Below are 23,755 nucleotides of genomic sequence, written 5' to 3'. Positions count from 1 at the left end.
GTATATCCATGCTTTGCGACAAGCTTTGTTGATTTAAGCCAAGTGCTTGGCAATCAAGTCGGGTGTGCAGCGGTGATTTTGAGGTCAGGGTTTTGCTGATGCCTGGCAATGTATGGCAAACTGCGTGCTGCATTCAGGAGCCTTCATTGAGCATTATAAAAAATCTATCTTTCGAGTGGCTGGTCGGCATACGCTATACGCGCAGCGGTCGCCGCAGCGGTCGCAACAGTTTCATTTCATTCATTTCGCTGATTTCTATGGCCGGCATAGCCCTGGGCGTGGCGGCGTTGATTATCGTGCTGTCGGTGATGAACGGTTTTCAAAAGGAAGTACGCGATCGCATGCTGTCGGTGCTTTCGCATATAGAAGTATTCGAGCCGTATGGCGGTTTGCCGGACTGGCAAGCCACTGCGCGTGAAGCTTTCATGAACAAGGAAGTGCGCGGCGCCGCGCCTTATGTCGATGCGCAGGCGATGATGACGCGCGATGAAACGCTGCGCGGGGTTGCAGTGCGCGGTGTGCTGCCGGATGAAGAACCCAAGGTGTCCGATGTTGCGTCGCAGGTCAAGGAAGGCAGTTTGCAAAATTTGCGTTCCGGCGAATTCAATATCGTGCTGGGCAATGAACTGGCGCGTAGCATGAATGCGCGATTGGGCGACAAGGTGACGATGATTGCGCCACAAGGGCAGGTCACGCCGGCCGGTGTGATTCCGCGTCTCAAGCAGTTCACGGTGGTCGGCATATTCGATTCCGGACATTTTGAATACGACTCGACGCTGGCTTTCATCCATATCGACGATGCGATGAAAATGTTCAAGTTGAGCGCGCCATCCGGTTTGCGTCTGAAAATAGAAGACATGCAGCGCGCACCGCAGGTTGCGCTGGATTTGTCGCGCACCCTGAGCGGCGACTTATTGATACGTGACTGGTCCAAGCAGAATCGCAACTGGTTTGCTGCCGTGCAAACCGAGAAGCGCATGATGTTCATCATCCTGACGCTGATCATTGCGGTGGCCGCATTCAATCTGGTCTCGACGCTGGTGATGACCGTGACCGACAAGCAGGCCGATATTGCCATCCTGCGTACACTGGGCGCATCGCCCGGTTCCATCATGAAAATCTTCATGATTCAGGGAGCGCTGGTGGGCTTGATCGGTACGGCGATAGGCGTAGGCGGCGGGGTGCTGATTGCGGCCAATATCGATGTCATCGTGCCTTTCATCGAACGTATACTGGGCGTGCAGTTCCTGCCCAAGGATATTTATCTGATCAGTTCTCTGCCATCCGATTTGCGCTGGCCCGATGTCTGGACCATAGGCGGCGTGGCAGTGGTGCTGGCATTTCTGGCGACGCTGTACCCAAGCTGGTGGGCTGCCCGCGTAAAACCTGCGGAGGCATTGCGTTATGAGTGAACATGTACTGGCTTGCCGCGATCTTGCGAAAACTTTCACGCAAGGGAAATATGCGGTCGATGTATTGAAAGGCATCAACCTGGATATCGTCAAGGGCGAACGGGTGGCGATCGTCGGTGCTTCTGGTTCGGGCAAATCGACACTGTTGCATTTGCTGGGCGGGCTGGATACGCCGAGCGCCGGTTCGGTGACTTTGCAGCATCAGGATTTTGCCAGCCTGGATGAAAAGACGCGTGGCAATCTGCGCAATCGTTCGCTGGGTTTCGTGTATCAATTCCATCATCTGTTGCCGGAATTTTCTGCTCTGGATAACGTCGCGATGCCGTTGATGATACGGCGCATACCGCGTGAGCAAGCACATGAGACGGCGCGCGCGATCCTGGCGCGTGTCGGTCTCGAACATCGCGTCACGCATGTGCCGGGTGAATTGTCCGGCGGTGAACGCCAGCGCGTGGCGCTGGCGCGCGCACTGGTGACGCAGCCGGCCTGCGTATTGGCCGATGAGCCGACCGGCAATCTGGATCGCCACACGGCACACAAGACTTTCGATTTGATGCTGGAGTTGTCGCGTACGCTGGGCACGGCATTCGTGATTGTCACGCACGATATCGAACTGGCGACACACTGCGACCGTATCCTGCGTTTGTCGGAAGATGGCTTGCAGCCTTATAGCGATTGAATGTATCCGGTGTCTGGATCGATATGAATGATGTCCGCGTCTGCTTCCATCGTTTGATTGCCGTTCACTGATATGTGGATCGATACGCACTGTCATCTGGATGCGGCAGAGTTCGCGGCTGAAGAAGATGCCATTGCGGCGAGCGCCTTGCAACAAGGCGTAGCGATGATCGTGATACCGGCCGTCGCGCGCGATAACTTCGCCACGGTGGCAGCGCTGGCGCACAAGCATGCCAATTGCACGTATGCGCTCGGCATCCATCCGATTTTCGTGCCGCAGGCGCAGGAAGGCGATCTTGCCGCCATGCGAGTAGCGGTCGAGGTGGCGATGAACGATAGTCGCTTTGTCGCCATCGGCGAGATAGGCCTGGATTTTTTCATTCCGCTGTTGACGACGCCGGAGATGCGCGAGAAGCAGGAATTTTTCTATGTCGAACAACTGAAGATCGCGCGCGATTTCGGTTTGCCGGTGTTGCTGCATGTACGCAAATCACAGGATAGTATTTTGAAATACCTGCGGCGCATCAAAGTCGCAGGCGGCATTGCGCACGCATTCAACGGCAGTGTTCAGCAAGCCGAGACCTTCATCGGTCTGGGATTCAAACTCGGCTTTGGTGGCGCGATGACCTTCACTCGTGCATTGCAGATACGGCGTCTGGCGGCGACTTTGCCGCTCGCATCCATCGTGCTGGAAACGGATGCACCCGATATTTCTCCTGCCTGGCTGCATCCACAACGCAATAGCCCGGAACAATTGCCGCGCATAGGTCAGATACTGGCCGAGTTGCGCGAGATGCCTGTTGCTGCGATTGCGGACATCACGTCTGCCAATGCGCTAGCCGCGATGCCGCGACTGGCTGCCCTCACGTAAGCCGCTGATGCGCAGCGCGATCGTCGGCTTTGTCGTCGGTGCCGCCTGGCTGCAGATGCAAGCGTCGCTGCCGCATTATTCGATCATCGTTTGTCTATTCGGCACCGCATGCCTGTTGGCGGTGCTTGCCCGTCGCAGCTCTACGCATCAAATCAGGATGCCTTTGTTTGCAGGCATGGGGGCGCTGCTGGGTTTTGTGTGGGCGGCGCTGTTTGCACAGTATTACCTGGCGGCGGAATTGCCGAAAAATCTGGAAGGCCGGGACATCACGGTAGTGGGCACGATAGACAGCATGCCTGCTTATTTCGAGCGCGGCGTGCGTTTCAATTTTGCAGTTGAAAAAGTATTGCCGGTTGAAGGCGTGACGCCAGTCATTCCATCCAGACTGGCCTTGTCCTGGTATTCGGCTTTCCATGCAGATGAGGTGCAGGAGCTGGCCGATGTTCAGCCCGGCGAGCGCTGGCAATTTAACGTGCGCTTGCGCCGTCCGCACGGCAATGCGAATCCGCATGGCTTCGATTACGAAATGTGGTTGCTGGAGCAAAATATTCGGGCGACTGGCTATATACGTCCAGATCAAGCCGGCTTGAAGAATGTGCGGCTGGATAATTTCGTCTTCAGTTTCAATAATGTCGTAGAGCGTTGCCGTAGCCGCTTGCGGGAGCGGGTACAGAATATTCTGCGTGATAAGCCCTACGCCGGTGTGATCGTGGCGCTGGTGGTGGGCGATCAGCGGGCCATCAGCCAGACGGATTGGACCGTGTTCAACCGCACCGGAATTTCACACCTGATTTCAATCTCGGGATTGCATATCACCATGGTTGCCGCCTTGTTTTCCGGGCTGATTTTTGCGCTGTGGCGCCGCTCGTTTTTTACGACGGCGCGTTTGCCGCTGATACTGCCGGCACAAAAAGCCGCCGCATTGGCTGGCATGCTGGCGGCGACTGTCTATGTATTGCTGGCAGGCTCGGGTGTGCCGGCGCAACGCACGCTGATCATGCTCACGGTGGTGGCGCTGGCCTTGTGGTGCGGCCGCATTACCAGTGTTTCGCACGTGTTGTGCCTGGCTTTGGGGCTGGTGGTTTTGTTCGACCCGTGGGCGGTGCTGGGTCCGGGCTTCTGGCTGTCGTTCGCTGCGGTGGCGGTCATTCTGTATGTCAGCGTCGGGCGTGCCGCTGCCAACGGAGATGCGGAACAGCCGCGCTGGCGAGCCGCGTTGAAGAGCGCCACCTTGACGCAGTATGCGGTGACGCTGGGTTTGGTGCCGTTGACGGTTCTACTGTTCGGCCAGGCATCGCTGGTGAGTCCACTTGCCAATGCTGTTGCGATCCCGCTGGTCAGTTTTCTGGTGACGCCGCTGGCGCTGCTCGGCAGTGTGTTGCCTTCTCCGCTGTCGCTTTGGTTTCTGGGCTTTGCACATTTTCTCGTGGCTGAATTGGCGCAGGTACTGAACTGGCTGAGCGGTTTTCCGCTGGCAGTGTGGACGATGCCGATTCCGGACTGGTGGATGTTTGCACTGGCGCTGATCGGCACGATCTGGATGCTGGCGCCGCGCGGCTGGCCGGCACGCTACCTCGGTCTTTTCGCCTGGCTGCCGCTGGTGTTGAATACGCCTGCGCATCCGCGTGCGGGAGAAATGTGGGTGACGGCATTTGACGTCGGACAAGGCATGGCGCTGCTGATAGAAACCGAAAAGCATCGTTTCCTGTATGACACTGGCCCAACGTATTCGCCGGAGTCGGATGGCGGCAAGCGCGTGATCCTGCCTTATTTGCACGCACGCGGCATCAATAAGCTGGACGGCATCATGATTACGCACAGCGATACGGATCATGCCGGCGGCGCTTTGTCGATCATGAAGGAAATCAAGGTCGGACGCGTCTCATCTTCGCTGCCGCTGGATCATCCGATAGTGCGTGCTGCGCCGCTACATGAGCGCTGTAGTGCCGGGCAATCCTGGCATTGGGATGGTGTCGATTTTGCATTGCTGCATCCGACGGTAGCCAGTTACGACAGTGAAAAATGGAAGCCGAATGCCCGCAGTTGCACCTTGAAAGTAACGCTGAGCGGACTGGCCATCCTGCTGCCCGGCGATATCGAAGCGGTGCAGGAGGCCGAACTGACTGCAGGCAAAGGCGCTGAACTGGCGGCGAATGTACTGCTGGCACCGCATCACGGCAGCGGCACATCATCGACATTGCCATTCCTGCAGGCGGTGCAGCCGCAACTGGCATTGTTTCAGGTCGGCTATCGCAATCGGTATCGCCATCCCAAGCAGGAAGTCTTTGAGCGCTATGGCGAATTGGGTATCGGGCGTTTGCGCAGCGACGAGGCGGGCGCGATTTCCCTGCGTTTCGGTTCGGCGATAGGGGTCAGCGAATATCGCCGGGAGCATGCCCGGTACTGGTATGGGCGGTGATAATAAGTACAAGACGCATTTGGCACCCGGCAAAGTGAGCAGGCATGCGTATTCGGCACGATTTGCAAAGATGCCTGTTAATTTCCTCCGGAATCGTCGGAGAAAGGTAGGGGTTTGGGGTATAATTTGAATTTCCCGCACGTGCCGTTTGGCACCTTCCGTAATGACCAAGTTTGTATTCGTAACTGGCGGTGTTGTGTCTTCCCTTGGCAAAGGGATTGCCGCCGCCTCTCTCGCCGCGATTCTTGAATCCCGCGGCCTCAAAGTCACTCTCCTCAAGCTCGATCCGTATATCAACGTCGATCCCGGCACGATGAGTCCATTCCAGCACGGTGAAGTCTTCGTTACCGAAGACGGCGCCGAGACGGATCTGGATCTGGGTCACTATGAACGTTTCATCACTGCGAAAATGCGCAAGGTGAATAACTTCACGACCGGCCAGATTTACGAATCGGTGATCCGCAAGGAGCGTCGTGGCGAATATCTGGGCAAAACCGTCCAGGTCATTCCACACATCACCAATGAAATCCAGGATTACATCTATCGTGGCGCCGAAGGTTTCGACGTTGCATTGGTGGAAATCGGCGGTACTGTCGGCGATATCGAATCGTTGCCATTCCTCGAAGCGGCGCGTCAGCTGAGCCTGCGTGCCGGCCGCAACGCGGCGGCCTTCGTTCATCTGACATTGGTGCCGTATCTGGTATCGGCGGGTGAATTGAAAACCAAGCCTACCCAGCACAGTGTGCAAAAACTGCGCGAAATCGGTATTTCGCCAGATGCCTTGTTGTGCCGTGCCGACCGCCCGATTCCGGATGATGAACGCGCCAAGATTTCACTGTTTTCCAATGTGCCGGAAGACGCCGTTATTTCGGTGTGGGATGCGGATACGATTTACAAGATTCCGCAAATGCTGTTCGACCAGGGTCTGGATCGCATCGTCTGTGAAAAACTTGCTCTGTCGCCGAAACCAGCTGATCTATCGGTCTGGACCAAGCTGGTGTATGCGCTGGAAAATCCCAAGCATAATGTCACCATCGGTATAGTTGGCAAGTATGTCGATCTGACCGAGTCGTACAAATCGCTGACCGAAGCATTGCGTCACGCCGGCATTCATACCGAAAGCCGCGTCAATATCGAATATCTGGATTCTGAAGAAATCGAAGTCACTGGTCCGCAATGCCTGGCCAAATACGATGCGATTCTGGTGCCTGGCGGCTTCGGAAAACGCGGCGTGGAAGGCAAGATTGCTGCTGCCCGTTTTGCGCGCGAGCATGCGATCCCCTATTTCGGAATCTGTCTGGGCATGCAGGTTGCACTGATTGAATATGCACGCAATGTGGCCGGCCTGAGCAAGGCGAATTCGACCGAGTTCGATCCGGATACCGAGCAACCGGTAGTGGCCTTGATCAATGAGTGGCAGAACCACGACGGCAAGGTTGAGCGTCGCGATCTGAATTCCGATCTGGGTGGGACCATGCGTCTGGGTTCGCAAACCTGCGCGGTCAAGCCGGGCACGCTGGCAGCAGAAATTTATGGCAATGAAGTAACCGAGCGGCATCGTCATCGTTACGAAGCGAATAATCATTACCTGAGCCGCGTTGAAGATGCAGGTTTGGTCGTGTCGGCACGCACGCCGACCGAATCATTGTGCGAAATCATGGAATTGCCGCGTACCGGCGAGCATGCGCATCCCTGGTATGTCGGTGTGCAGTATCATCCGGAATTCAATTCAACGCCACGTGATGGACATCCTTTGTTCATTTCGTTCATCAAGGCGGCACTGGCGCACAAACAGGCTGAAGAGTCGAAAAAAGTGGCGTGACGAACCAGCGGCTCGGTCCTGTCATTCACATGATGACGGCCTTGCGAGTTGCTGCAGTCGAGCCAAAATCGTTATCAAGAAATTTGCTGATTAGGGAGAAATAGATGAGTGCAATTGTTGACATCATAGGCCGTGAAATTATCGATTCACGCGGCAATCCAACCGTCGAATGCGATGTGTTGCTGGAGTCAGGCGTCATGGGCCGTGCATCGGTGCCGTCCGGCGCCTCTACCGGCTCGCGTGAAGCGATCGAGTTGCGTGATGGCGACAAGAGCCGCTATTTCGGCAAGGGCGTGCTGAAAGCCTGCGAAAACATCAATACCGAAATTTCCGAAGCCATCATGGGTCTGGATGCGAACGAACAAGCTTTCCTCGACCGCACACTGATCGATCTGGACGGCACCGACAACAAGGCACGTCTGGGTGCGAACGCCACGCTGGCAGTCTCGATGGCGGTGGCCAAAGCAGCAGCTGAAGAATCCGGCTTGCCACTGTATCGCTACTTCGGCGGTTCAGGCGCGATGCAAATGCCCGTGCCTATGATGAACGTCATCAACGGTGGTGCACACGCAAACAACAACCTTGATCTGCAAGAATTCATGATCATCCCGGTCGGCGCACCGAGCTTCCGCGAAGCCATCCGTTACGGCGCTGAAGTATTCCACACGCTGAAAAAAATCATCAACGACAAAGGCTTGCCGACCTCGGTAGGCGATGAAGGCGGTTTTGCACCATCGGTTGAAAATCACGAAGCGGCGATCAAAATGATTCTGCAGGCGATCGAACAAGCCGGCTACGAGCCAGGCACGCAAATCGCGCTGGGTCTGGATTGCGCAGCCAGCGAATTCTACAAGGATGGCAAATACCATCTGGCCGGCGAAGGCATGTCTCTGTCGAGCGCCGATTTCACCAATCTGCTGGGCACCTGGTGCGACAAATATCCGATTATCTCGATTGAAGACGGCATGGCCGAAAACGATTGGGAAGGTTGGGCGACACTGACCAACGCGCTGGGCAAGAAAGTTCAGCTGGTTGGCGACGATCTGTTCGTCACCAACACCAAGATTCTGCGTGAAGGCATACAGAAAAATGTTGCCAATTCGATCCTGATCAAGATCAATCAGATCGGTACGCTGACTGAAACTTTCGCCGCCATCGAAATGGCCAAGCGCGCCGGCTACACTGCCGTGATCTCGCATCGCTCGGGCGAAACCGAAGATTCGACGATTGCCGATATCGCTGTCGGCACCAATTCGCTGCAGATCAAGACTGGTTCGATGTCGCGTTCGGATCGCACGGCAAAGTACAACCAGTTGCTGCGCATAGAGGAAGATCTGGGCGATATCGCCAGCTATCCTGGCCGCAATGCGTTTTACAATCTGAAGTAAATCAATATCGGTCATGCGGCCTTGCTGCATGACCGGATTTGCCATGTAAATGTCCGATGCGCCTCATCATCCTTTGTCTTGCAGCGCTGGTATTGCTGATTCAGTTCCCGCTGTGGCTGGGGAAGGGCGGCTGGCTGCGCGTATGGGATCTGGATCAGCAAGTGATCGCTGCACAAAAGAAGAACGATGAATTAAGAGCGCGCAATGCGAAGCTTAATTCCGAAGTGCAGGATTTGAAGGAAGGTACCGGCGCAGTCGAAGAGCGCGCCCGTTACGAACTCGGCATGATCAAGGAAAACGAGATTTTCGTTCAGGTCCTCGACCCGAACAAGAAATCCTCATTCGTTTCCATTCCACTCCCAAAGATTGAACCAAAAGAAAAACGCTGAGAAATTTTCTCTGGCGTTTTCCCTGATGTTTTCTCCGATGTTTTCATGCATCACACCTTGCCGAATAGCTGTCTGATGAAGACAGCAAGTGCTTAATGCTTGTGCGGACTGGCTGAAATCAGCGCTTCCACCGGTGATTCGCTTGCGAACAGGTGTGCGCAATCTACCGGGTCGAACTCATAGTGCTGGCCGCAGAAATCGCAATCGACGGCGAGTTTGCCCAAATCTTCCAGTGCCGAATCAACTTCTGCCTGACCGAGCATTTTCAGCATATTGCCGACTTTTTCACGCGTGCAGCTGCACAGGAAATGCGGATGCTGCGGCTCGAACACACGGATGGTTTCTTCCCAGAACAGACGACGCATCAGGGTTTCGACATCGGTTGTAATCAATTCATCCTGACGCAGGGTGGATGCCAGCATCACCGAACGATCCCAGGTTGCCAGATCGTTTTCGCCGGTCGGTGCGATACCGCCTTCATGCGGCAGTTTTTGCAGCAACAGGCCGCGCGCAGCCCGGTCGTCGGCAGCCAGCCACAGTCTGGTATCGAGCTGCTCCGAACGCAGCATATAATTTTCGATCACTGTGGCAACGCTGTCGCCATCCAGCGGAACGATGCCCTGGTACGCTTGCTGGCCGGGTAATTTATCCTTGGGATCGAGCGTGATGACAAAGCGGCCTTCGCCTTTCACATTCACCAGATCCGACAGCGTGGCGTCGTCGCTGATGACGGCATCGTCTGCCAGCTTGGCAGTGGCGCGCAGATTCAGCTCCGAATCACATTCGACTACCAGCAAGCGCAATGGACCATCGCCATAAATCTGCATGATGATGGCACCGTTGAATTTCAGATTGGCCGACAGCAGCGCTGCCGCCGACAGCATTTCACCGAGTACGGTTTTTACTGCAGCGGGATAATCGCGTCGTGCCAGTACATGCTTCCATGTGTCCGAAACATCGACCAGTTCGCCGCGCACGGTCGCGTCCTCGAACATGAATTTATGCAAAGTATCTGTCATGCTTATCCTATTTTCTTCAGTGTATTTTTAAAGTCGCGACTGCGCGCCACGTAGCTATCGGCAATGCGCTGCAGATTGGCGACGTCGTTCTCGTTCAATGTCCGTATCGCCTTGGCGGGAGCACCTATGATCAGCGAGTTATCCGGGAATTCCTTGCCTTCGGTGACCAGCGCACCGGCACCGACCAGGCAGTTTTTACCTATCTTCGCACCATTCAGGATGATCGCCTGTATGCCGATCAGCGAGCCTGCGCCTACCGTGCAGCCGTGCACCATCGCCTGATGGCCGACGCTGACATTGTCGCCCAGTGTCAGCGGAAAACCGGGGTCGGCATGCAATACGGCGCCTTCCTGCAGATTGCAGTTTTCACCGATCGTGATGTCTTCATTGTCGCCGCGTACGGTAACCTGAAACCAGACGCTGGAATTGGCCTTGATGGTGACGCGTCCGATGATCGTTGCCGAATCGGTAATGTAGGCGGAAGCGTCAATATCGGGAGCGTGTTCGCCTAATTGGTAGATAGCCATGAGTTCAGTAGAATGAATGGTTGCCGGTCGATCCCCTGACCGGGTTTAATTGAGCCAAATGGGGACGAATTCCCGAATTGGAAGACTCGCTTCGCTGGTATCGTCGCACTTCTGCTTGCAAAGGTATTATTTTACGTTACCCACATGAATAACCCCATTTCCCATCCCCTGGTTGCCGATATCCTGGAATTGCGCCTGCTGGCCCTGCATTGGGCCGGCGTAAGCGATCCTGCATGCAAGGCTGGCGGCGTCATCGCCATGGCTGACGCCTGGCGGACACAAACGCTGCGTCTGGATACGCTTGCTGTCTTGCTCGCGCAGCAAGCAATACCGGGTCGTCCTGCCGTGCCGGAACTGATTTCTCCCAAGTTCGTCAAGCATAGATCAATGCGCACGGTGGAAGGGCGGGCGGCGATGATCCATGCGCTGACGCATATCGAATTCAATGCCATCAATCTGGCGCTGGATGCCGTGTGGCGTTTTGCCGGGATGCCGGCTGCTTACTATGCAGACTGGCTGCAGGTTGCGGCCGAGGAAGCGCTGCATTTTTCCTTGCTGTCTGCGCATTTGCAAACGCTGGGCTATCAGTATGGCGATTTCCCTGCGCATAACAGCATGTGGGAAATGGCCGATAAAACCAGGGACGATATTCTGGCGCGCATGGCGCTGGTGCCGCGCACGCTGGAAGCACGCGGCCTCGATGCCACGCCATTGACGCGCGCCAAGCTGGCGCAGGCCGGAGATCAGGCGGCGGCGGAGATTCTGGATATTATCCTGCGTGATGAAATCGGCCATGTGGCGATCGGGAACCGCTGGTACAACATGCTGTGCCATCTACGCGGGCTTGATCCCATCCTGACCTATGCCGAGCTGTCCTTGCAATACAAGGCGCCGGTATTGCGCGGTCCCTTTAATATGGAGGCAAGGCGGGCGGCAGGTTTTAGCGAACTTGAATTGAGTACCTTGTTGCACGACCCACTGTAAAGTGTTTCTTTTTTATTATTGTTACACCTTGTTACTGCATGGATGAAACTTGATTGAGCATTCATAGTCATATGGCAAGATTGCTGTTGATGCAATCGAATGCGCCAAGAATGCAAACGAAGCTGGCTTGAAATTGTTGGTTTTAGGCATTTTTTCGTATAACTTCATTAAAAGGGAAAATCATGAATGCAAGCAAAACTCTTACCTCCATACTCGCAGTGAGTTTGTTGATCGCAGGTCTGGCCGCCTGTCAGAAAAAAGAAGAAGTCGCTATCGATAAAGGCTCGGCAGAAACCATGGGCCAGAAAGTTGACGAGGCTGCTGCCAGCGCAAAACAAAAAATGGACGAGGCAGCTGCCAAGGTAGCTCAGGAAGCCGAGAAGGCCAAGACTGAAATCAGCCAGGGCACGGCCAATATGACAGATGCCGCCGGCAAGAAAGTCGAAGAAGCTGGTGTGAAAATGCAGGATGCGGCCAAAGACGGCAGCAAGTAAATAGTCATTCCCGGCGCGTCTATGGTCGACGATCATGGACGCGCTTTGTTCGCGTTTTGTTGTTTACCGCTGGATTGAAAGATAAGTCGGTATTCAATGAAATCTGCATGGGTATTTTGTTGCTGCGTATATAGCTCTCGCAGAACGCAAAACCGATCAGTCAAACTTTTCCAGGGCAGGTAAAATGCGTGCTCGTCATGCATGATTTTTTTCCGCGCGTGCATTCTCGTTTCTACCGCTACCTTTACCGTTTCCTACCGCCTTGCGCATGAAGTCTTCGCATTCTGAATTTATCCCTATTCGTGGCATGCAGTATCACATCCGGCATTGGGGCGATCAGCGCGCACCCATGCTGTTCATGCTGCATGGCTGGATGGATATGTCGGCTTCCTTCCAGTTTCTGGTGGATGCATTGCAGCGCGACTGGCATGTGATTGCACCGGATTGGCGCGGCTTCGGTTTGAGCGAGCGTGCTGCAGCGCCTTACTGGTTTCCTGATTATCTGGCCGACCTCGATGCCATCCTCCAGCATTACGCGCCTGAACAGGCGGTTAATTTGCTGGGCCATAGTCTGGGTGCGAATGTGGCCGGCATTTATGCCGGCGTGCGCACAAGCAGGATAAACAAGCTCGTCATGCTGGAAGGATTCGGCATGTCGGTGACGCAGGCAGACGAGGCGCCTGCGCGTTATGCAAGTTGGCTGGACCAGGTGCCGGGCACTCCCAAGCTGCACAGCTATGCAACGGTTAACGGAGTTGCTGCGCGCCTGCAAAAAAACAATCCGCGTCTCAGCGATGAGCGGGCGGCATTTCTGGCAAGCCATTGGGCGGCGCAAAACGAGAGTGGCAGTTGGGACATATTGGCCGATCCGTGGCACAAGCTGCCGAATCCGAATTTGTATCGCGTCGATGAAGTGATGGCTTGCTGGCAAGCGATTACGGCGCCGACGTTGTGGATAGAGGCCAGTGATAGCGAACTATTGCGAAGAATGGGGTCCAAAGAAAGCGCACGCGCAGAGATCGCGCGACGTATTGCTTATCTGCGTAATGCCACCATTTTGACAGTACAGGATGCGGGACACATGCTGCAGCATGATCAACCGGAAATTGTCGCGAGCGCCGTCGAAAAATTTCTCGATTAGCTTGCACCGGCATTCATTTTGCATTGCAGCAACTCACCTCTATACGCGTACAATCTCACTATATTTCTGTTTCTTGAGAAAATTTGAATAAAACAAACATGCTCAACGCTGATCTTCATTCGCACTCCAATTTTTCCGACGGAACCTTGACGCCGGCGGATTTGGCTGCGCGCGCGAAGGCACATGGCGTGGATGTATGGGCGATGACGGATCATGATGAAGTGAGCGGCATTGCAGAAGCGCGTGTCGCTGCGACAGCGCTGGATCTGCCTTTTGTGCCAGGGGTGGAAATTTCCATTACCTGGGCCGCGCAAACCGTGCATATCGTCGGCCTGCAGATTGACGAAAAGAATTCCGCGCTGGTGCAGGGCCTTGCAGCCACACGCGGCGGTCGTGAACAACGTGCGCGTGAAATTTCCGCGCAGTTGGCAGCGGCGGGCATTCCGGATGCATTTGAAGGTGCGCTCAAGTTTGTCGGTAATCCCGACCTGATTTCCCGTACGCATTTCGCCCGCTACATTATCGAATTGGGCTTGAGCAAGGATTTGCACGACGTCTTTGCCGACTATCTGGGCGAAGGCAAGCCCGGCTTTGTCCCGCATCGCTGGGCGACCTTGCAGAATGCGGTGGAATGGATACGCGGCGCCGGCGGTATTGCAGTGATTGCGCATCCGGGACGCTACAAGTTCAGCGATCTTGCATTCGATGCCCTGTTCCAGGAGTTCAAGGATCTCGGTGGCGCCGGCATTGAAGTGACGACCGGCAGCCATACTGTCGATCAATACGACTATTACGCAAAAGTAGCAAAGACTTACGGCTTTCTGGCGTCGCGCGGCTCCGATTTTCACGGGCCTGGCGAATCGCGCATCGATCTGGGCAAGTTGCCGCCATTGCCGCACGGCGTGACGCCTGTCTGGCACGACTGGTAATTTTCAGCAGCTTGGGCTGTTTCGGCAGCCAAAATGCAAGCGCTGATACTGATCTTGCATTATTCTTGCCCTCTTGAAATTTGCTCCTATGGCCTTATTTACCAATCGCGATTAATTCCTCTGGAGACTATTGAATGAAACGAATTTTCCTCTTCGTTGCAACGAACATTGCCGTCATTGCGGTGATGTCTATCGTATTGTCGTTGCTAGGCGTAGATCGCTTTATTTCACAAGCCGGCTTGAACCTGCCCATGCTGCTGGTGTTCTCGCTGGTCGTCGGTTTTACCGGCTCCATTATCTCGCTGTTGATCAGCAAGCCCATGGCGAAATGGTCGACTGGTGCGCGCGTTATTACGGCGCCTTCGTCGAGTACCGAGTTGTGGCTGATCGATTCCGTGCGCAAATTGTCTGACCGCGCCGGTATCGCGATGCCGGAAGTTGCGGTCTACGATGGCGAGCCGAATGCATTTGCCACTGGCGCATTCAAGAATTCTGCCCTGGTGGCAGTATCGACCGGTTTGTTGCAAAGCATGACGAAGGAAGAAGTGGAAGCCGTGCTGGCGCATGAAGTAGCCCACGTCGCCAACGGCGACATGGTGACGATGACGCTGGTGCAAGGCGTGGTGAATACCTTTGTCGTGTTCCTGTCGCGCGTGGTTGGTTACTTTGTTGATCGTGCTATTTCCAAGGACAATAATAGCGGCCAGGGTATCGGTTATACGGTCACAGTGATCGTGTCGCAGATCGTGTTCGGTATTGCGGCTTCGGTAATCGTTGCATGGTTCTCGCGTCACCGCGAATTCCGCGCTGATGCCGGTGCGGCCAAATTGCTCGGCAGCCCGCAACCGATGATGAAGGCGCTGGCGCGTCTGGGTGGCATAGCGCCGAACAGTCTGCCGGAAGGCATGGCGTCAATGGGGATCAATGACAAGCCCGGTTTTGCCGCCTTGTTCTCCAGCCATCCGCCTATCGAGCAACGGATCGCCGCACTGCGCAGCATGCAATAAAGCGGCATTCGCCCCTAATCAGAAAGGCATACGGCGGTGATCTGATGGTTGCCGCCATTCTTATTCTCTATGAGCCAATTTTTTCAGATACACCCGGACAATCCGCAGGCGCGCCTGATCAGTCAGGCCGTGGAGGTCATCAAAGGCGGCGGCATAGTCGCATTGCCGACGGACTCCTGTTATGCGCTGGTCTGTCAACTTGACGACAAGGATGCGGTGGCGCGTTTGCGACGTATACGCAATGTCGACGACAAGCATCATCTGACTTTGTTGTGCCGCGACTTGAGCGAGATTGCTCAGTATGCGAAGGTCGATAATCAGCAATACCGCCTGCTGAAAGCCGCAACGCCGGGCGCCTATACCTTTATTCTGGAAGCGACGAAGGAAGTGCCGCGTCGTCTGAGCCATCCATCGCGCAAGACGATAGGTTTGCGCGTACCGGAAAATCGTATTGTGCATGCAGTGCTGGAAGAACTGGCGCAGCCTTTGCTCGGCACTACCCTGATTCTGCCGGGTGAAGACGAGCCGCTGACCGATCCCGATGACGTGCGCGATCGCCTGAGCAAAGTCGTTGATCTGATCATTGATGGCGGTGCCTGCAGTTTTATACCGACGACAGTGATCGATCTGACCGGCCCCGAGCCTGTGCTGCAGCGGCAGGGACGCGGCGATGCTGCACCATTCGGTCTGTAAACGATTGATCGATCAATGCCGGCTCATGCGGCCGGTTCACGCCGATTTCTTCCTGCTTGCAGCCGTTTCTGCAGCAAGCAGGATCTCCGATTGCTTTCCCTGCAGCAAACTGCAGCACTCCCTCTGATAAAATCCTGCCTATGAACGATCTTATTCAAACCTTTGCCGTTTATGCGTTGCCGATTGTGCTGGCTATTACGCTGCACGAAGCCGCGCATGCGTATGCGGCAAAATATTTCGGCGACACGACGGCGTATGCGCAAGGGCGCATGAGTCTGAATCCGATCAAGCATATCGATCCGATCGGCACCTTGCTGATTCCTATCGTGCTGTATTTTGTCGGCAGTCCCTTCCTGTTCGGCTATGCGAAACCGGTGCCGGTCAATTTCGGCAATCTGCGTAATCCGAAAAAACAAATGGCCTTTGTTGCACTGGCAGGGCCGGCGGCGAACCTTGTGATGGCATTGGGGTGGCTGATATTCGGGATTCTTCTGCATGCCGTCAACACAGGTGAAGAATTTTTCATGCGCATGGCGCAAGCCGGTGTTCTGACCAATCTGGTTATTTTCGCCTTCAATCTGTTCCCGGTTCCTCCGCTGGACGGCGGGCGTATCATGACCAGCCTGCTGCCGCATAAATACGCCTACAAATTTGCACAGCTGGAACCGTACGGCTTTTTCATTGTGCTGGCACTAATGTTTTTGAAGGTGCTGCATTACTGGATGGTGCCGGTGATGACGATTGCAAAAACCGGTTTGGTATTACTGGTTTCCCCTCTTACTTTTTTATTGAACTGAACTATGTCTATTGATCGCGTTGTTTCCGGTATGCGTCCTACGGGCGCGATGCACCTCGGCCACTATCACGGTGCACTGAAAAACTGGATCAAATTGCAATCCGAAGTGCCTTGTCTTTTTTTTGTCGCCGACTGGCATGCCTTGACGACGCATTACGACGATCCGAGCATTATCGAGAGCAGCACATGGGAGATGTTGATCGACTGGCTGGCTGCCGGCATCGACCCTGCCAAATCGAGTCTGTTCATTCAGTCGCAAGTCATCGAGCATGCGGAACTGCATTTGCTGCTGTCGATGATCACGCCGCTGGGCTGGCTGGAGCGTGTGCCGACTTACAAGGATCAACAGGAAAAACTGTCGGAACGCGATCTGGCGACTTACGGTTTCCTCGGTTACCCATTGCTGCAGGCCGCCGATGTGCTGATCTATCGCGCTACGCAGGTACCGGTGGGCGCCGATCAGATTCCGCACATCGAAATGATGCGCGAGATCGCGCGTCGCTTTAATCACTTGTACGGCAAGGAAAAAGGCTTTGAAGAAAAAGTCGCCGCGACCTTGCAAAAGCTGAGTGGCAAGCAAGCCAAGCAATACAAGGAATTGCGTACGACGTATCAGGAGCAGGGCAATGCCGAGGCTTTAGGCTGGGCGAAAACCCTATTGGATAGCGTGCAAAGCATCAGCGAAACTGATCGTGAACGCTTGTTCGGCTATCTGGCCGGTACGCGCAAACAGATTTTGCTCGAACCGCAGGCACGGCTGACCGAATCCTCTCGCATGCCGGGACTGGATGGTCAGAAGATGTCCAAGAGCTATGGCAATTCGATTACCTTGCGCGAAGACAAAGAGAGCCTGACGAAGAAAATCCGCACGATGCCGACCGATCCGGCGCGTGTGCGCCGTACCGATCCGGGCGATCCGGAGAAGTGCCCGGTGTGGCAGTTGCATCTGGTGTATTCCGATGCGCCGACCAAGGAGTGGGTAGTCAAAGGTTGCACTTCCGCCGGCATCGGCTGTCTCGAATGCAAGCAGCCGGTGATCGACGGCGTGCTGAAAGAGCAGGAGCCGATGCGTGAACGCGCGCAGAAATATATCGACGATCCGTCGCTGGTGCGCGCCATCGTTGCCGATGGGCGCGACAAGGCACGTGCGCTGGCGCAGGAAACCATGCGTGAAGTGCGCGATGCAATGGGTCTGGGTTACAAGTGACGGCCTTGCCCGGCTCCAGCGAAGCGGTACATGCAGGCATGGAGCGAGCGTCTGCATGGGTAGCGCGTTTCGCACATCTGATCCCGCCTGGCGAAGTGCTGGATCTGGCATGTGGCGCGGGGCGCCACAGCCGTTTGCTGGCGGGACAGGGATATTCCGTACTGGCAGTAGACCGTAATGCAGAGTCGCTGGCGCTGGCCGCAGGTGCCGGCATCCAGACCCAGCAGGCGGATCTGGAAGCCGATAATCCCGGACAGGACTGGCCGTTTGCCGATGAGCGTTTCGCCGGCATCGTCGTGGTGAACTACCTGCATAGACCTCTGTGGGCGGCCTTGATCGGCAGTCTGGCGCTGAACGGCATCCTGATTTACGAAACCTTTGCGTTGGGCAATGAGCAGTTTGGCAAGCCGTCGAATCCGGATTTCCTGCTGCGACACGGTGAATTGCTCGAAATCGCTCGCGAACACGATTTGCAGGTAATCGCCTATGAAGATGGCTATGTCAACGATCCGAAGCCAGCCATGGTGCAAAGAATATGTGTCATCAAGAGTCGGCTCAGACCGGCGCCGGAAAATCTTCGTTTAATTTGATATTCATTCACAGCAAGACTGCACCATACAAGCGGACGATCCGCTACAATCTAATAATCTCCAATTTTTCGTTCACACTATTATGATTCAGGGCAGCATAGTCGCAATCGTTACTCCCATGCACGCTGACGGCGCACTCGATTTACCGGGACTGCGTAAATTGATTGATTGGCATATCGCAGAAGGCACCGACGGTATCGTGATCGTCGGTACCACAGGCGAATCGCCGACCGTTTCGGTTGATGAGCATTGCGAGCTGGTCCGCGTCGCGGTCGAACATACGGCCAAGCGCATTCCGATTATCGCCGGCACCGGCGGCAACTCCACATCGGAAGCGATCGAACTGACCCAGTTTGCCAAGGATGTCGGCGCGGATGCATCGCTGCAGGTCGTCCCTTATTACAATCGCCCGACGCAAGAAGGCATGTATCAGCATTTCAAGAAAATCGTTGAGGCAGTCGATCTGCCGGCGATTCTTTACAATGTGCCGGGCCGTACCGTGGCCGATATGTCGAATGAAACCATCCTGCGTCTGGCGCAGATCCCAGGCGTCATTGGCGTCAAGGATGCGACCGGCAACATCAGCCGCGGCATTGACCTGATGCGTTTGCGACCAAAAGATTTTGCCGTCTATTCCGGCGACGATGCTACTGCAATGGCCTTGATGCTGTGCGGTGCAAACGGCAATATTTCCGTGACTGCGAATATCGCGCCACGCGGCATGCATCAATTATGCGATGCGGCGATCAATCAGCGCGTAGCCGAAGCGATCGCCATCAACAACAAGCTTGTCCCTTTGCATAACAAGTTGTTCATTGAACCGAATCCGGTGCCTTTGAAATGGGCGATGGCAGAAATCGGCCTGATTCCATCCGGCATGCGCCTACCTATCGTGCCGCTGGCAGCGGAATACCACGATATCGTGCGGGCGGCGATGCGTGAATCGGGTGTATTACAATAAGCCCCGATTTAACGGAAGCCCTGACACTGGCCGCTAAACAGACTTTTTAAGTATTCACAATATTACTCGGAAGATTTCTTACATGGCTCAAAGCAGCTTCGCAAAACGTGGAATGATTTACGTGCTCGCGCTCACCAGCCTGGCTGGATGCAGCTCCATCAGTTCAATGCTGGAACCGAGTCGTATCGATTACAAAAGCGAGGTAAAAAAGACGCCTACGCTGGAAATCCCGCCCGATCTCACACAACTGCAACGCGAAAATCGCTATACACTGCCGGACGCGAATCGCGGTACGGCAACTGCATCTGCGTACAACGCGCAGCAGGGAGCGCGTCCGGCTGAACAGGCTGCGACGGTTGCTCCCAAAGCCTTGTCCGATGTGCGCGTAGAGCGCGACGGTTCGCAGCGCTGGCTGGTCGTCAATCAGACGCCTGAGGCGCTGTGGCCGCAGATCAAGGACTTCTGGCAGGACAACGGTTTCCTGATCAATCTCGAGGCACCGCAATCCGGTGTGATGGAAACCGACTGGGCAGAAAACCGCGCCAAGATTCCGCAGGATTTCATACGCAATTCACTCGGCAAGATTTTCGATTCGCTGTATTCAACCGGTGAGCGGGACAAATTTCGTACCCGCCTGGAACGTCGCGGCGATGGTGCAACCGAAATTTATGTCAGCCATCGTGGCGCTGAAGAAGTGCTGACCGGTACGGACAAGGAAACCACAGTCTGGACTGCACGCCCTTCCGATCCGGATCTGGAAGCCGAATTCCTGTCGCGCCTGATGGTGCAGCTTGGCGTCGAGGGCACGCGTGCCAAAGCGGCTGTTGCGAATGTCGTAGCGCAATCGTCGCGTGCAAAACTGGTCAAGAATACTGCCGGCAACTATGTGCAGGTAGAAGAAAGCTTCGATCGTGCATGGCGTCGTGTCGGCCTGGCACTGGATCGTGTCGGCTTTACCGTCGAAGATCGTGACCGTACACAAGGTCTGTATTTCGTGCGTTACGTCGATCAGGGCGATGATGCAAAAACGACCGAGAAAAAAGGCTTCTTCGGAAATCTGTTCACCTTCGGCTCCAAGGCTGAGAAAGACAAGGCGGCTGCCAAGTATCGCGTGTCCGTCAAGGGCACTGCCGATTCGAGCAGGATTTCCGTGTTGAATAATGAAGGCAAGCCGGAAGTTTCCAAAACCGGTGAAAAGATTCTCACTTTGTTGAATGAGCAATTGAAATAATATTTTTGTATGGATGCGACTGACGAGGTTTGCGCTTGAAATTTGCCAGCCTTGGCAGTGGCAGTGAAGGAAACGCCTTACTCATTTCTACCCAATCCAGCACGACACGCACTACCGTCATGCTGGATTGCGGCTTCGGCATTCGGGAAACCGAACGTCGCCTCGAACGACTGCAATTATTGCCAGCCGATCTGGCCGGCATCATCGTTACTCACGAACATCAAGACCATGTAGGCGGCGTATTCAAGTTCGCACGGCGTCATCGTTTACCGGTCTGGCTTACCTTTGGTACTTATCAGGCGACACGAGATCGTTGTGACGACGTGGAAATCCATATATGTCGAGATGGTGCTGCTTTTGCAATCGGTGATCTGGAGCTGTCGCCTTATACGGTGCCGCATGATGCGCGTGAGCCGGTGCAGTATGTGGCGAGCGATGGTGCGTTGCGACTGGGCGTATTAACGGATGCCGGTCATGCGACTGCACATTTGATTGAAGCACTGGCAGCTTGTGATGCCTTGATGCTTGAATGCAATCACGATATTCAGATGCTGCGGAATTCCGCTTATCCACCATCGCTGAAGCAGCGTATCGGCGGAGACTACGGGCATTTATCGAATCAGATGGCTGGTGAAATTTTGAGTGGGCTGGATAAATCTCGACTCAAACGCGTAGTCGGTGCGCACCTGAGTCTTAAAAACAATACGCCCGAGCTTGCAAGGGCCGCCTTAACCGACGTAGTAACAGAGCATATCGAGGTGATGATCGCATGCCAGGAAGAGGGCTTTGCTTGGCTGGAAGTTGCGGATCGTTAAGATGGGACTGTGCTTGTGTTGCATGATGTATTTGAAAAAGACATAAAAAAAGCCGACCATCAGGTCGGCTTTTTCATCCAGGAAACTGGATTATTTTGCAGCTGGTGCTGGCTCAGCAGCAGGTGCAGCAGGTGCAGCTTCAGCAGCTGGTGCAGCAGGAGCGGCTTCAGCAGCAGGAGCGGCTTCAGCAGCAGGAGCAGCTGGTGCAGCAACTTCAGCAGCTGGTGCAACTGGAGCTTCTTCTTTTTTGCTGCAAGCGGTCAAAGCGATAGCCAACAGGGATGCGATCAGCAGGGATTTTGTCATGATTATCTTTCAATAATAGTCAGGGTTGATATTAATTTGCGATGAATAATTACCGGTAATTATCGCTCTATAGGGTGCTTCGTACGTATTTCGAACCATAATGCTGCGGTGCGATGAAACGAAACCTTCCTAACCGATAATTATAGCGCTTCTTTTTGCTTATGGCACAACAGTTTTACATTTTGGTAAGTATAAGGTTTGCATGATGCTTTATGGCAAAGATCAAAAAATCATGCACGCATCATGCCGCGCCGGATACTTCCGTCAATTTCGCTCTTTTGCCGCTATTGTAAAGTGAGCCAGCCATCCTGATGCCAGGTGTGCAGGGCCTCGATTACGTCTGGCGATGCCCTTGCAAGCAACGCGGCAGACAAGGAACGTTCATTGGCCAAAACCTGCAGAATGGTTAAATCTTCCGGACCCACCTCGAATGAGGTGCCATTAATAAAGATGTAATTGTTGTGATGCAGCATTTGCGTTTTGCGGGAAAGCCGGACGCCATTTTTCTTGGCTTTTTGTGCAAAGCGGGCGGCTGTCAATATCGGTTCAGGCGCATCGAAATAGATGTGCGCCTTGGGTTCGGATAAATGCTCGCCCAGAAAAAGCGCAATATCCTCCGGCGTGAAACTCACTTTGTTCAGTTCAGACGTAACGCGTGTCAGCATCGCGCGGCTGATTTCCGCCCGCTGCTTGGGTACTTTCAACTCAGGGTCGGCATAACGTCCGGGCAAATCGATCGAGTCGATCATCGACTCCAGGAATGCTTCACCCAATTCCTGATAGGACGGTGCGCGGAAGCCTATCGAGTAGGTCATGCACTCATCCATGGCGACGCCTTCATGCGCGTACTGCGGCGGCAGGTAGAGCATATCGCCGGGTGCGAGGATGAATTCCTGCTCGGCTTGAAAATTCTTCAGGATCTTCAACGGCATCCCATCGACCAATGTCAGATCGGTTTGCGCGCTGATGCGCCAGCGTCTATGGCCGTGCGCCTGCAATAGAAAGACGTCGTAGGAATCGAAGTGTGCACCGACGCCGCCGGTTTCGGTCGCATAGCTGATCATCAGATCGTCGAGACGTGCATCCGGCACAAAATCAAACTGCCGCATCAATGCATCCACTGCATCGTCGTGCAGATTGACGCCTTGCACCAGCAAGGTCCAGTTTTTCTGCTTGAGTGGCGGAACTTGCTCAAAAGGGCCACTGTCCATCTTCCATTGATTTTTATGCTGTGTAATCAGGCGCGATTCCACTTCATCGCTCTTGATCAGATCAAACAGTTCTTCGCGTGACAGCAAGGCTTGAAAGGCAGGAATGGCCTGGCGAATCAGCAAGGGTTTCTTGTGCCAATAATCGCGCAAAAATTCTGCGGCGGTGATGCCGCCTAAAAGAGTCAGTTTTTTCATGGCGTCATTATATATTGTCGACTAGTCTGTACAGAGTGAATGCGGCGTATTCATGGAATATTCCGGCGGGTATAATGGCGGCTACATAAAATGAAAGGATCATCATGAAGATTGCCAAAGATACGGTCGTGACCGTGGATTACAAATTGTCGGACGCTCAAGGCGATTTGATTGAAGAAAGCCGTGACCCCATGGTCTATCTGCATGGCGGCTATGAAAACACGCTGCCAAAGATTGAAGAAGCGCTGGACGGCAAGGAAGTCGGTTTTGAAGACACCATTCAGGTCGAGCCGCATGATGCCTTCGGCGATTACGATCCCGACCTGGTCAAGATCGAGCCACGCGGTCGTCTTCCGACACCGCTGGAAGTAGGCATGCAGTTTGAAGGTTCGCCGGAAACCGAAGATGAAGATGAGCAGCCGCTGATTTTCACCGTCACCGATATCGCCGATGATAAAGTGGTGCTGGATGGTAATCATCCACTGGCCGGCATGGCCTTGCGCTTTGCATTGAAAGTGACCGACGTACGCGCAGCGACGGAAGAAGAAATCGCACATGGTCATGTACACGGTGCGCATGGCCATCATCATGGATCTGACGATGATGAAGGCGAAGAGGGCGATCATTTCCGCACGCATCCGGTACATTGATAACTGGCTGTACGGGGTCG

At 54.6% G+C, this 23,755-nt stretch carries 24 protein-coding genes; 20 read left to right on the top strand and 4 right to left on the bottom strand.

Annotated features, from left to right (window positions below; genetic code table 11):
• Nucleotides 1–146 precede the first annotated feature (146 nt).
• The 7 genes from ACIQW9_RS07045 to ftsB all read left to right on the top strand — a co-directional run bounded on the left by ACIQW9_RS07045 (nt 147) and on the right by ftsB (nt 8,979).
• Nucleotides 147–1,412, top strand: coding sequence for a lipoprotein-releasing ABC transporter permease subunit (locus tag ACIQW9_RS07045; RefSeq protein ID WP_402334670.1), 1,266 nt, complete (start codon nt 147–149; stop codon nt 1,410–1,412).
• Nucleotides 1,405–2,091, top strand: a complete 687-nt coding sequence (gene lolD / locus ACIQW9_RS07040; protein ID WP_402334668.1) for a lipoprotein-releasing ABC transporter ATP-binding protein LolD — start codon at nt 1,405–1,407, stop codon at nt 2,089–2,091. Before ACIQW9_RS07045 ends, lolD begins: the two co-directional genes overlap by 8 nt.
• A gap of 72 nt (nt 2,092–2,163) precedes the next feature.
• Nucleotides 2,164–2,961 carry a TatD family hydrolase gene (locus ACIQW9_RS07035; protein WP_402334665.1) on the top strand — a complete coding sequence of 266 codons (798 nt, stop codon included), beginning with the start codon at nt 2,164–2,166 and terminating at the stop codon, nt 2,959–2,961.
• Nucleotides 2,962–2,968: 7 nt separating this feature from the next.
• The gene (locus ACIQW9_RS07030) at nt 2,969–5,380 is read left to right on the top strand and encodes a DNA internalization-related competence protein ComEC/Rec2 (protein ID WP_402334663.1); all 2,412 of its coding nucleotides are present in this window, start codon (nt 2,969–2,971) and stop codon (nt 5,378–5,380) included.
• A gap of 163 nt (nt 5,381–5,543) precedes the next feature.
• Nucleotides 5,544–7,202: a CTP synthase gene (locus ACIQW9_RS07025; protein ID WP_402334660.1), complete on the top strand. Its 1,659-nt coding sequence runs from the start codon at nt 5,544–5,546 to the stop codon at nt 7,200–7,202.
• Between the two features lie 104 nt (nt 7,203–7,306).
• On the top strand, nt 7,307–8,590 hold the full coding sequence (eno, locus tag ACIQW9_RS07020) for a phosphopyruvate hydratase (protein ID WP_402334657.1): 1,284 nt from the start codon (nt 7,307–7,309) through the stop codon (nt 8,588–8,590).
• 56 nt (nt 8,591–8,646) lie between these two features.
• A complete protein-coding gene (ftsB, locus tag ACIQW9_RS07015) occupies nt 8,647–8,979 on the top strand; it encodes a cell division protein FtsB (protein ID WP_402334655.1) in 333 nt (110 codons plus the stop codon).
• Between the two features lie 92 nt (nt 8,980–9,071).
• Here the strand turns inward: ftsB and hslO are convergent, their stop codons facing one another.
• Nucleotides 9,072–9,998, bottom strand: coding sequence for an Hsp33 family molecular chaperone HslO (gene hslO / locus ACIQW9_RS07010; RefSeq protein ID WP_402334653.1), 927 nt, complete (start codon nt 9,996–9,998; stop codon nt 9,072–9,074).
• Between the two features lie 2 nt (nt 9,999–10,000).
• Nucleotides 10,001–10,525 (bottom strand): gamma carbonic anhydrase family protein, encoded by a 525-nt coding sequence (locus ACIQW9_RS07005; protein ID WP_402334650.1) that lies wholly within the window; start codon nt 10,523–10,525, stop codon nt 10,001–10,003.
• 144 nt (nt 10,526–10,669) lie between these two features.
• On the opposite strand from ACIQW9_RS07005, the gene ACIQW9_RS07000 reads away from it, so the two are divergent.
• From ACIQW9_RS07000 to ACIQW9_RS06945, 12 genes are all read left to right on the top strand, one after another.
• Entirely contained in the window at nt 10,670–11,509 is an 840-nt protein-coding gene (locus ACIQW9_RS07000; RefSeq protein ID WP_402334648.1) for a ferritin-like domain-containing protein, read from the top strand.
• 182 nt (nt 11,510–11,691) lie between these two features.
• Nucleotides 11,692–12,003, top strand: a complete 312-nt coding sequence (locus tag ACIQW9_RS06995) for a hypothetical protein (RefSeq protein ID WP_402334646.1) — start codon at nt 11,692–11,694, stop codon at nt 12,001–12,003.
• A 268-nt stretch (nt 12,004–12,271) separates the two neighbouring features.
• The gene (locus ACIQW9_RS06990; protein ID WP_402334643.1) at nt 12,272–13,144 is read left to right on the top strand and encodes an alpha/beta fold hydrolase; all 873 of its coding nucleotides are present in this window, start codon (nt 12,272–12,274) and stop codon (nt 13,142–13,144) included.
• 98 nt (nt 13,145–13,242) lie between these two features.
• On the top strand, nt 13,243–14,073 hold the full coding sequence (locus ACIQW9_RS06985) for a 3',5'-nucleoside bisphosphate phosphatase (RefSeq protein ID WP_402334640.1): 831 nt from the start codon (nt 13,243–13,245) through the stop codon (nt 14,071–14,073).
• A 134-nt stretch (nt 14,074–14,207) separates the two neighbouring features.
• Nucleotides 14,208–15,080, top strand: a complete 873-nt coding sequence (htpX, locus tag ACIQW9_RS06980) for a protease HtpX (protein WP_402334637.1) — start codon at nt 14,208–14,210, stop codon at nt 15,078–15,080.
• Between the two features lie 69 nt (nt 15,081–15,149).
• A complete protein-coding gene (locus ACIQW9_RS06975; protein WP_402334634.1) occupies nt 15,150–15,773 on the top strand; it encodes an L-threonylcarbamoyladenylate synthase in 624 nt (207 codons plus the stop codon).
• A gap of 140 nt (nt 15,774–15,913) precedes the next feature.
• A complete protein-coding gene (locus ACIQW9_RS06970; RefSeq protein WP_402334632.1) occupies nt 15,914–16,570 on the top strand; it encodes a site-2 protease family protein in 657 nt (218 codons plus the stop codon).
• Nucleotides 16,571–16,573: 3 nt separating this feature from the next.
• Complete coding sequence (locus tag ACIQW9_RS06965; RefSeq protein ID WP_402334629.1) at nt 16,574–17,776, top strand: tryptophan--tRNA ligase; 1,203 nt, start codon at nt 16,574–16,576, stop codon at nt 17,774–17,776.
• Between the two features lie 38 nt (nt 17,777–17,814).
• On the top strand, nt 17,815–18,366 hold the full coding sequence (locus ACIQW9_RS06960) for a class I SAM-dependent methyltransferase (RefSeq protein WP_402337939.1): 552 nt from the start codon (nt 17,815–17,817) through the stop codon (nt 18,364–18,366).
• Between the two features lie 82 nt (nt 18,367–18,448).
• Entirely contained in the window at nt 18,449–19,327 is an 879-nt protein-coding gene (dapA, locus tag ACIQW9_RS06955) for a 4-hydroxy-tetrahydrodipicolinate synthase (RefSeq protein WP_402334626.1), read from the top strand.
• 82 nt (nt 19,328–19,409) lie between these two features.
• Nucleotides 19,410–20,558 (top strand): outer membrane protein assembly factor BamC, encoded by a 1,149-nt coding sequence (gene bamC / locus ACIQW9_RS06950; protein ID WP_011871582.1) that lies wholly within the window; start codon nt 19,410–19,412, stop codon nt 20,556–20,558.
• Nucleotides 20,559–20,593: 35 nt separating this feature from the next.
• On the top strand, nt 20,594–21,373 hold the full coding sequence (locus ACIQW9_RS06945; protein WP_402334623.1) for an MBL fold metallo-hydrolase: 780 nt from the start codon (nt 20,594–20,596) through the stop codon (nt 21,371–21,373).
• Nucleotides 21,374–21,432: 59 nt separating this feature from the next.
• On the opposite strand, the gene ACIQW9_RS06940 is transcribed toward ACIQW9_RS06945, so the two are convergent.
• Together ACIQW9_RS06940 and ACIQW9_RS06935 are read right to left on the bottom strand one after the other, a co-directional pair.
• Nucleotides 21,433–21,603: a hypothetical protein gene (locus tag ACIQW9_RS06940; protein ID WP_402334620.1), complete on the bottom strand. Its 171-nt coding sequence runs from the start codon at nt 21,601–21,603 to the stop codon at nt 21,433–21,435.
• Between the two features lie 360 nt (nt 21,604–21,963).
• Nucleotides 21,964–23,085, bottom strand: a complete 1,122-nt coding sequence (locus ACIQW9_RS06935) for a JmjC domain-containing protein (protein ID WP_402334617.1) — start codon at nt 23,083–23,085, stop codon at nt 21,964–21,966.
• Nucleotides 23,086–23,189: 104 nt separating this feature from the next.
• Between ACIQW9_RS06935 and ACIQW9_RS06930 the strand changes: the two genes are divergently transcribed.
• Nucleotides 23,190–23,735 carry a peptidylprolyl isomerase gene (locus ACIQW9_RS06930; protein WP_402334615.1) on the top strand — a complete coding sequence of 182 codons (546 nt, stop codon included), beginning with the start codon at nt 23,190–23,192 and terminating at the stop codon, nt 23,733–23,735.
• Nucleotides 23,736–23,755 lie beyond the last annotated feature (20 nt).

The sequence above is a fragment of the Herminiimonas sp. NPDC097707 genome (assembly GCF_044761395.1).
GTDB lineage: Bacteria > Pseudomonadota > Gammaproteobacteria > Burkholderiales > Burkholderiaceae_D > Oxalicibacterium.
The sequence above is the reverse complement of the archived record's forward strand: the minus strand, read 5'-3'. Positions and strand labels throughout refer to the sequence as shown.

Coding starts and splice junctions, on each gene's coding strand:
- lolD (WP_402334668.1), top strand. CDS start 1,405: ATGAGTGAACATGTACTGGCTTGCCGCGATCTTGCGAAAACTTTCACG.
- ACIQW9_RS07035 (WP_402334665.1), top strand. CDS start 2,164: ATGTGGATCGATACGCACTGTCATCTGGATGCGGCAGAGTTCGCGGCT.
- ACIQW9_RS07030 (WP_402334663.1), top strand. CDS start 2,969: ATGCGCAGCGCGATCGTCGGCTTTGTCGTCGGTGCCGCCTGGCTGCAG.
- ACIQW9_RS07025 (WP_402334660.1), top strand. CDS start 5,544: ATGACCAAGTTTGTATTCGTAACTGGCGGTGTTGTGTCTTCCCTTGGC.
- eno (WP_402334657.1), top strand. CDS start 7,307: ATGAGTGCAATTGTTGACATCATAGGCCGTGAAATTATCGATTCACGC.
- ftsB (WP_402334655.1), top strand. CDS start 8,647: ATGCGCCTCATCATCCTTTGTCTTGCAGCGCTGGTATTGCTGATTCAG.
- hslO (WP_402334653.1), bottom strand. CDS start 9,998: ATGACAGATACTTTGCATAAATTCATGTTCGAGGACGCGACCGTGCGC.
- ACIQW9_RS07005 (WP_402334650.1), bottom strand. CDS start 10,525: ATGGCTATCTACCAATTAGGCGAACACGCTCCCGATATTGACGCTTCC.
- ACIQW9_RS07000 (WP_402334648.1), top strand. CDS start 10,670: ATGAATAACCCCATTTCCCATCCCCTGGTTGCCGATATCCTGGAATTG.
- ACIQW9_RS06995 (WP_402334646.1), top strand. CDS start 11,692: ATGAATGCAAGCAAAACTCTTACCTCCATACTCGCAGTGAGTTTGTTG.
- ACIQW9_RS06990 (WP_402334643.1), top strand. CDS start 12,272: ATGAAGTCTTCGCATTCTGAATTTATCCCTATTCGTGGCATGCAGTAT.
- ACIQW9_RS06985 (WP_402334640.1), top strand. CDS start 13,243: ATGCTCAACGCTGATCTTCATTCGCACTCCAATTTTTCCGACGGAACC.
- htpX (WP_402334637.1), top strand. CDS start 14,208: ATGAAACGAATTTTCCTCTTCGTTGCAACGAACATTGCCGTCATTGCG.
- ACIQW9_RS06975 (WP_402334634.1), top strand. CDS start 15,150: ATGAGCCAATTTTTTCAGATACACCCGGACAATCCGCAGGCGCGCCTG.
- ACIQW9_RS06970 (WP_402334632.1), top strand. CDS start 15,914: ATGAACGATCTTATTCAAACCTTTGCCGTTTATGCGTTGCCGATTGTG.
- ACIQW9_RS06965 (WP_402334629.1), top strand. CDS start 16,574: ATGTCTATTGATCGCGTTGTTTCCGGTATGCGTCCTACGGGCGCGATG.
- ACIQW9_RS06960 (WP_402337939.1), top strand. CDS start 17,815: ATGGAGCGAGCGTCTGCATGGGTAGCGCGTTTCGCACATCTGATCCCG.
- dapA (WP_402334626.1), top strand. CDS start 18,449: ATGATTCAGGGCAGCATAGTCGCAATCGTTACTCCCATGCACGCTGAC.
- bamC (WP_011871582.1), top strand. CDS start 19,410: ATGGCTCAAAGCAGCTTCGCAAAACGTGGAATGATTTACGTGCTCGCG.
- ACIQW9_RS06935 (WP_402334617.1), bottom strand. CDS start 23,085: ATGAAAAAACTGACTCTTTTAGGCGGCATCACCGCCGCAGAATTTTTG.
- ACIQW9_RS06930 (WP_402334615.1), top strand. CDS start 23,190: ATGAAGATTGCCAAAGATACGGTCGTGACCGTGGATTACAAATTGTCG.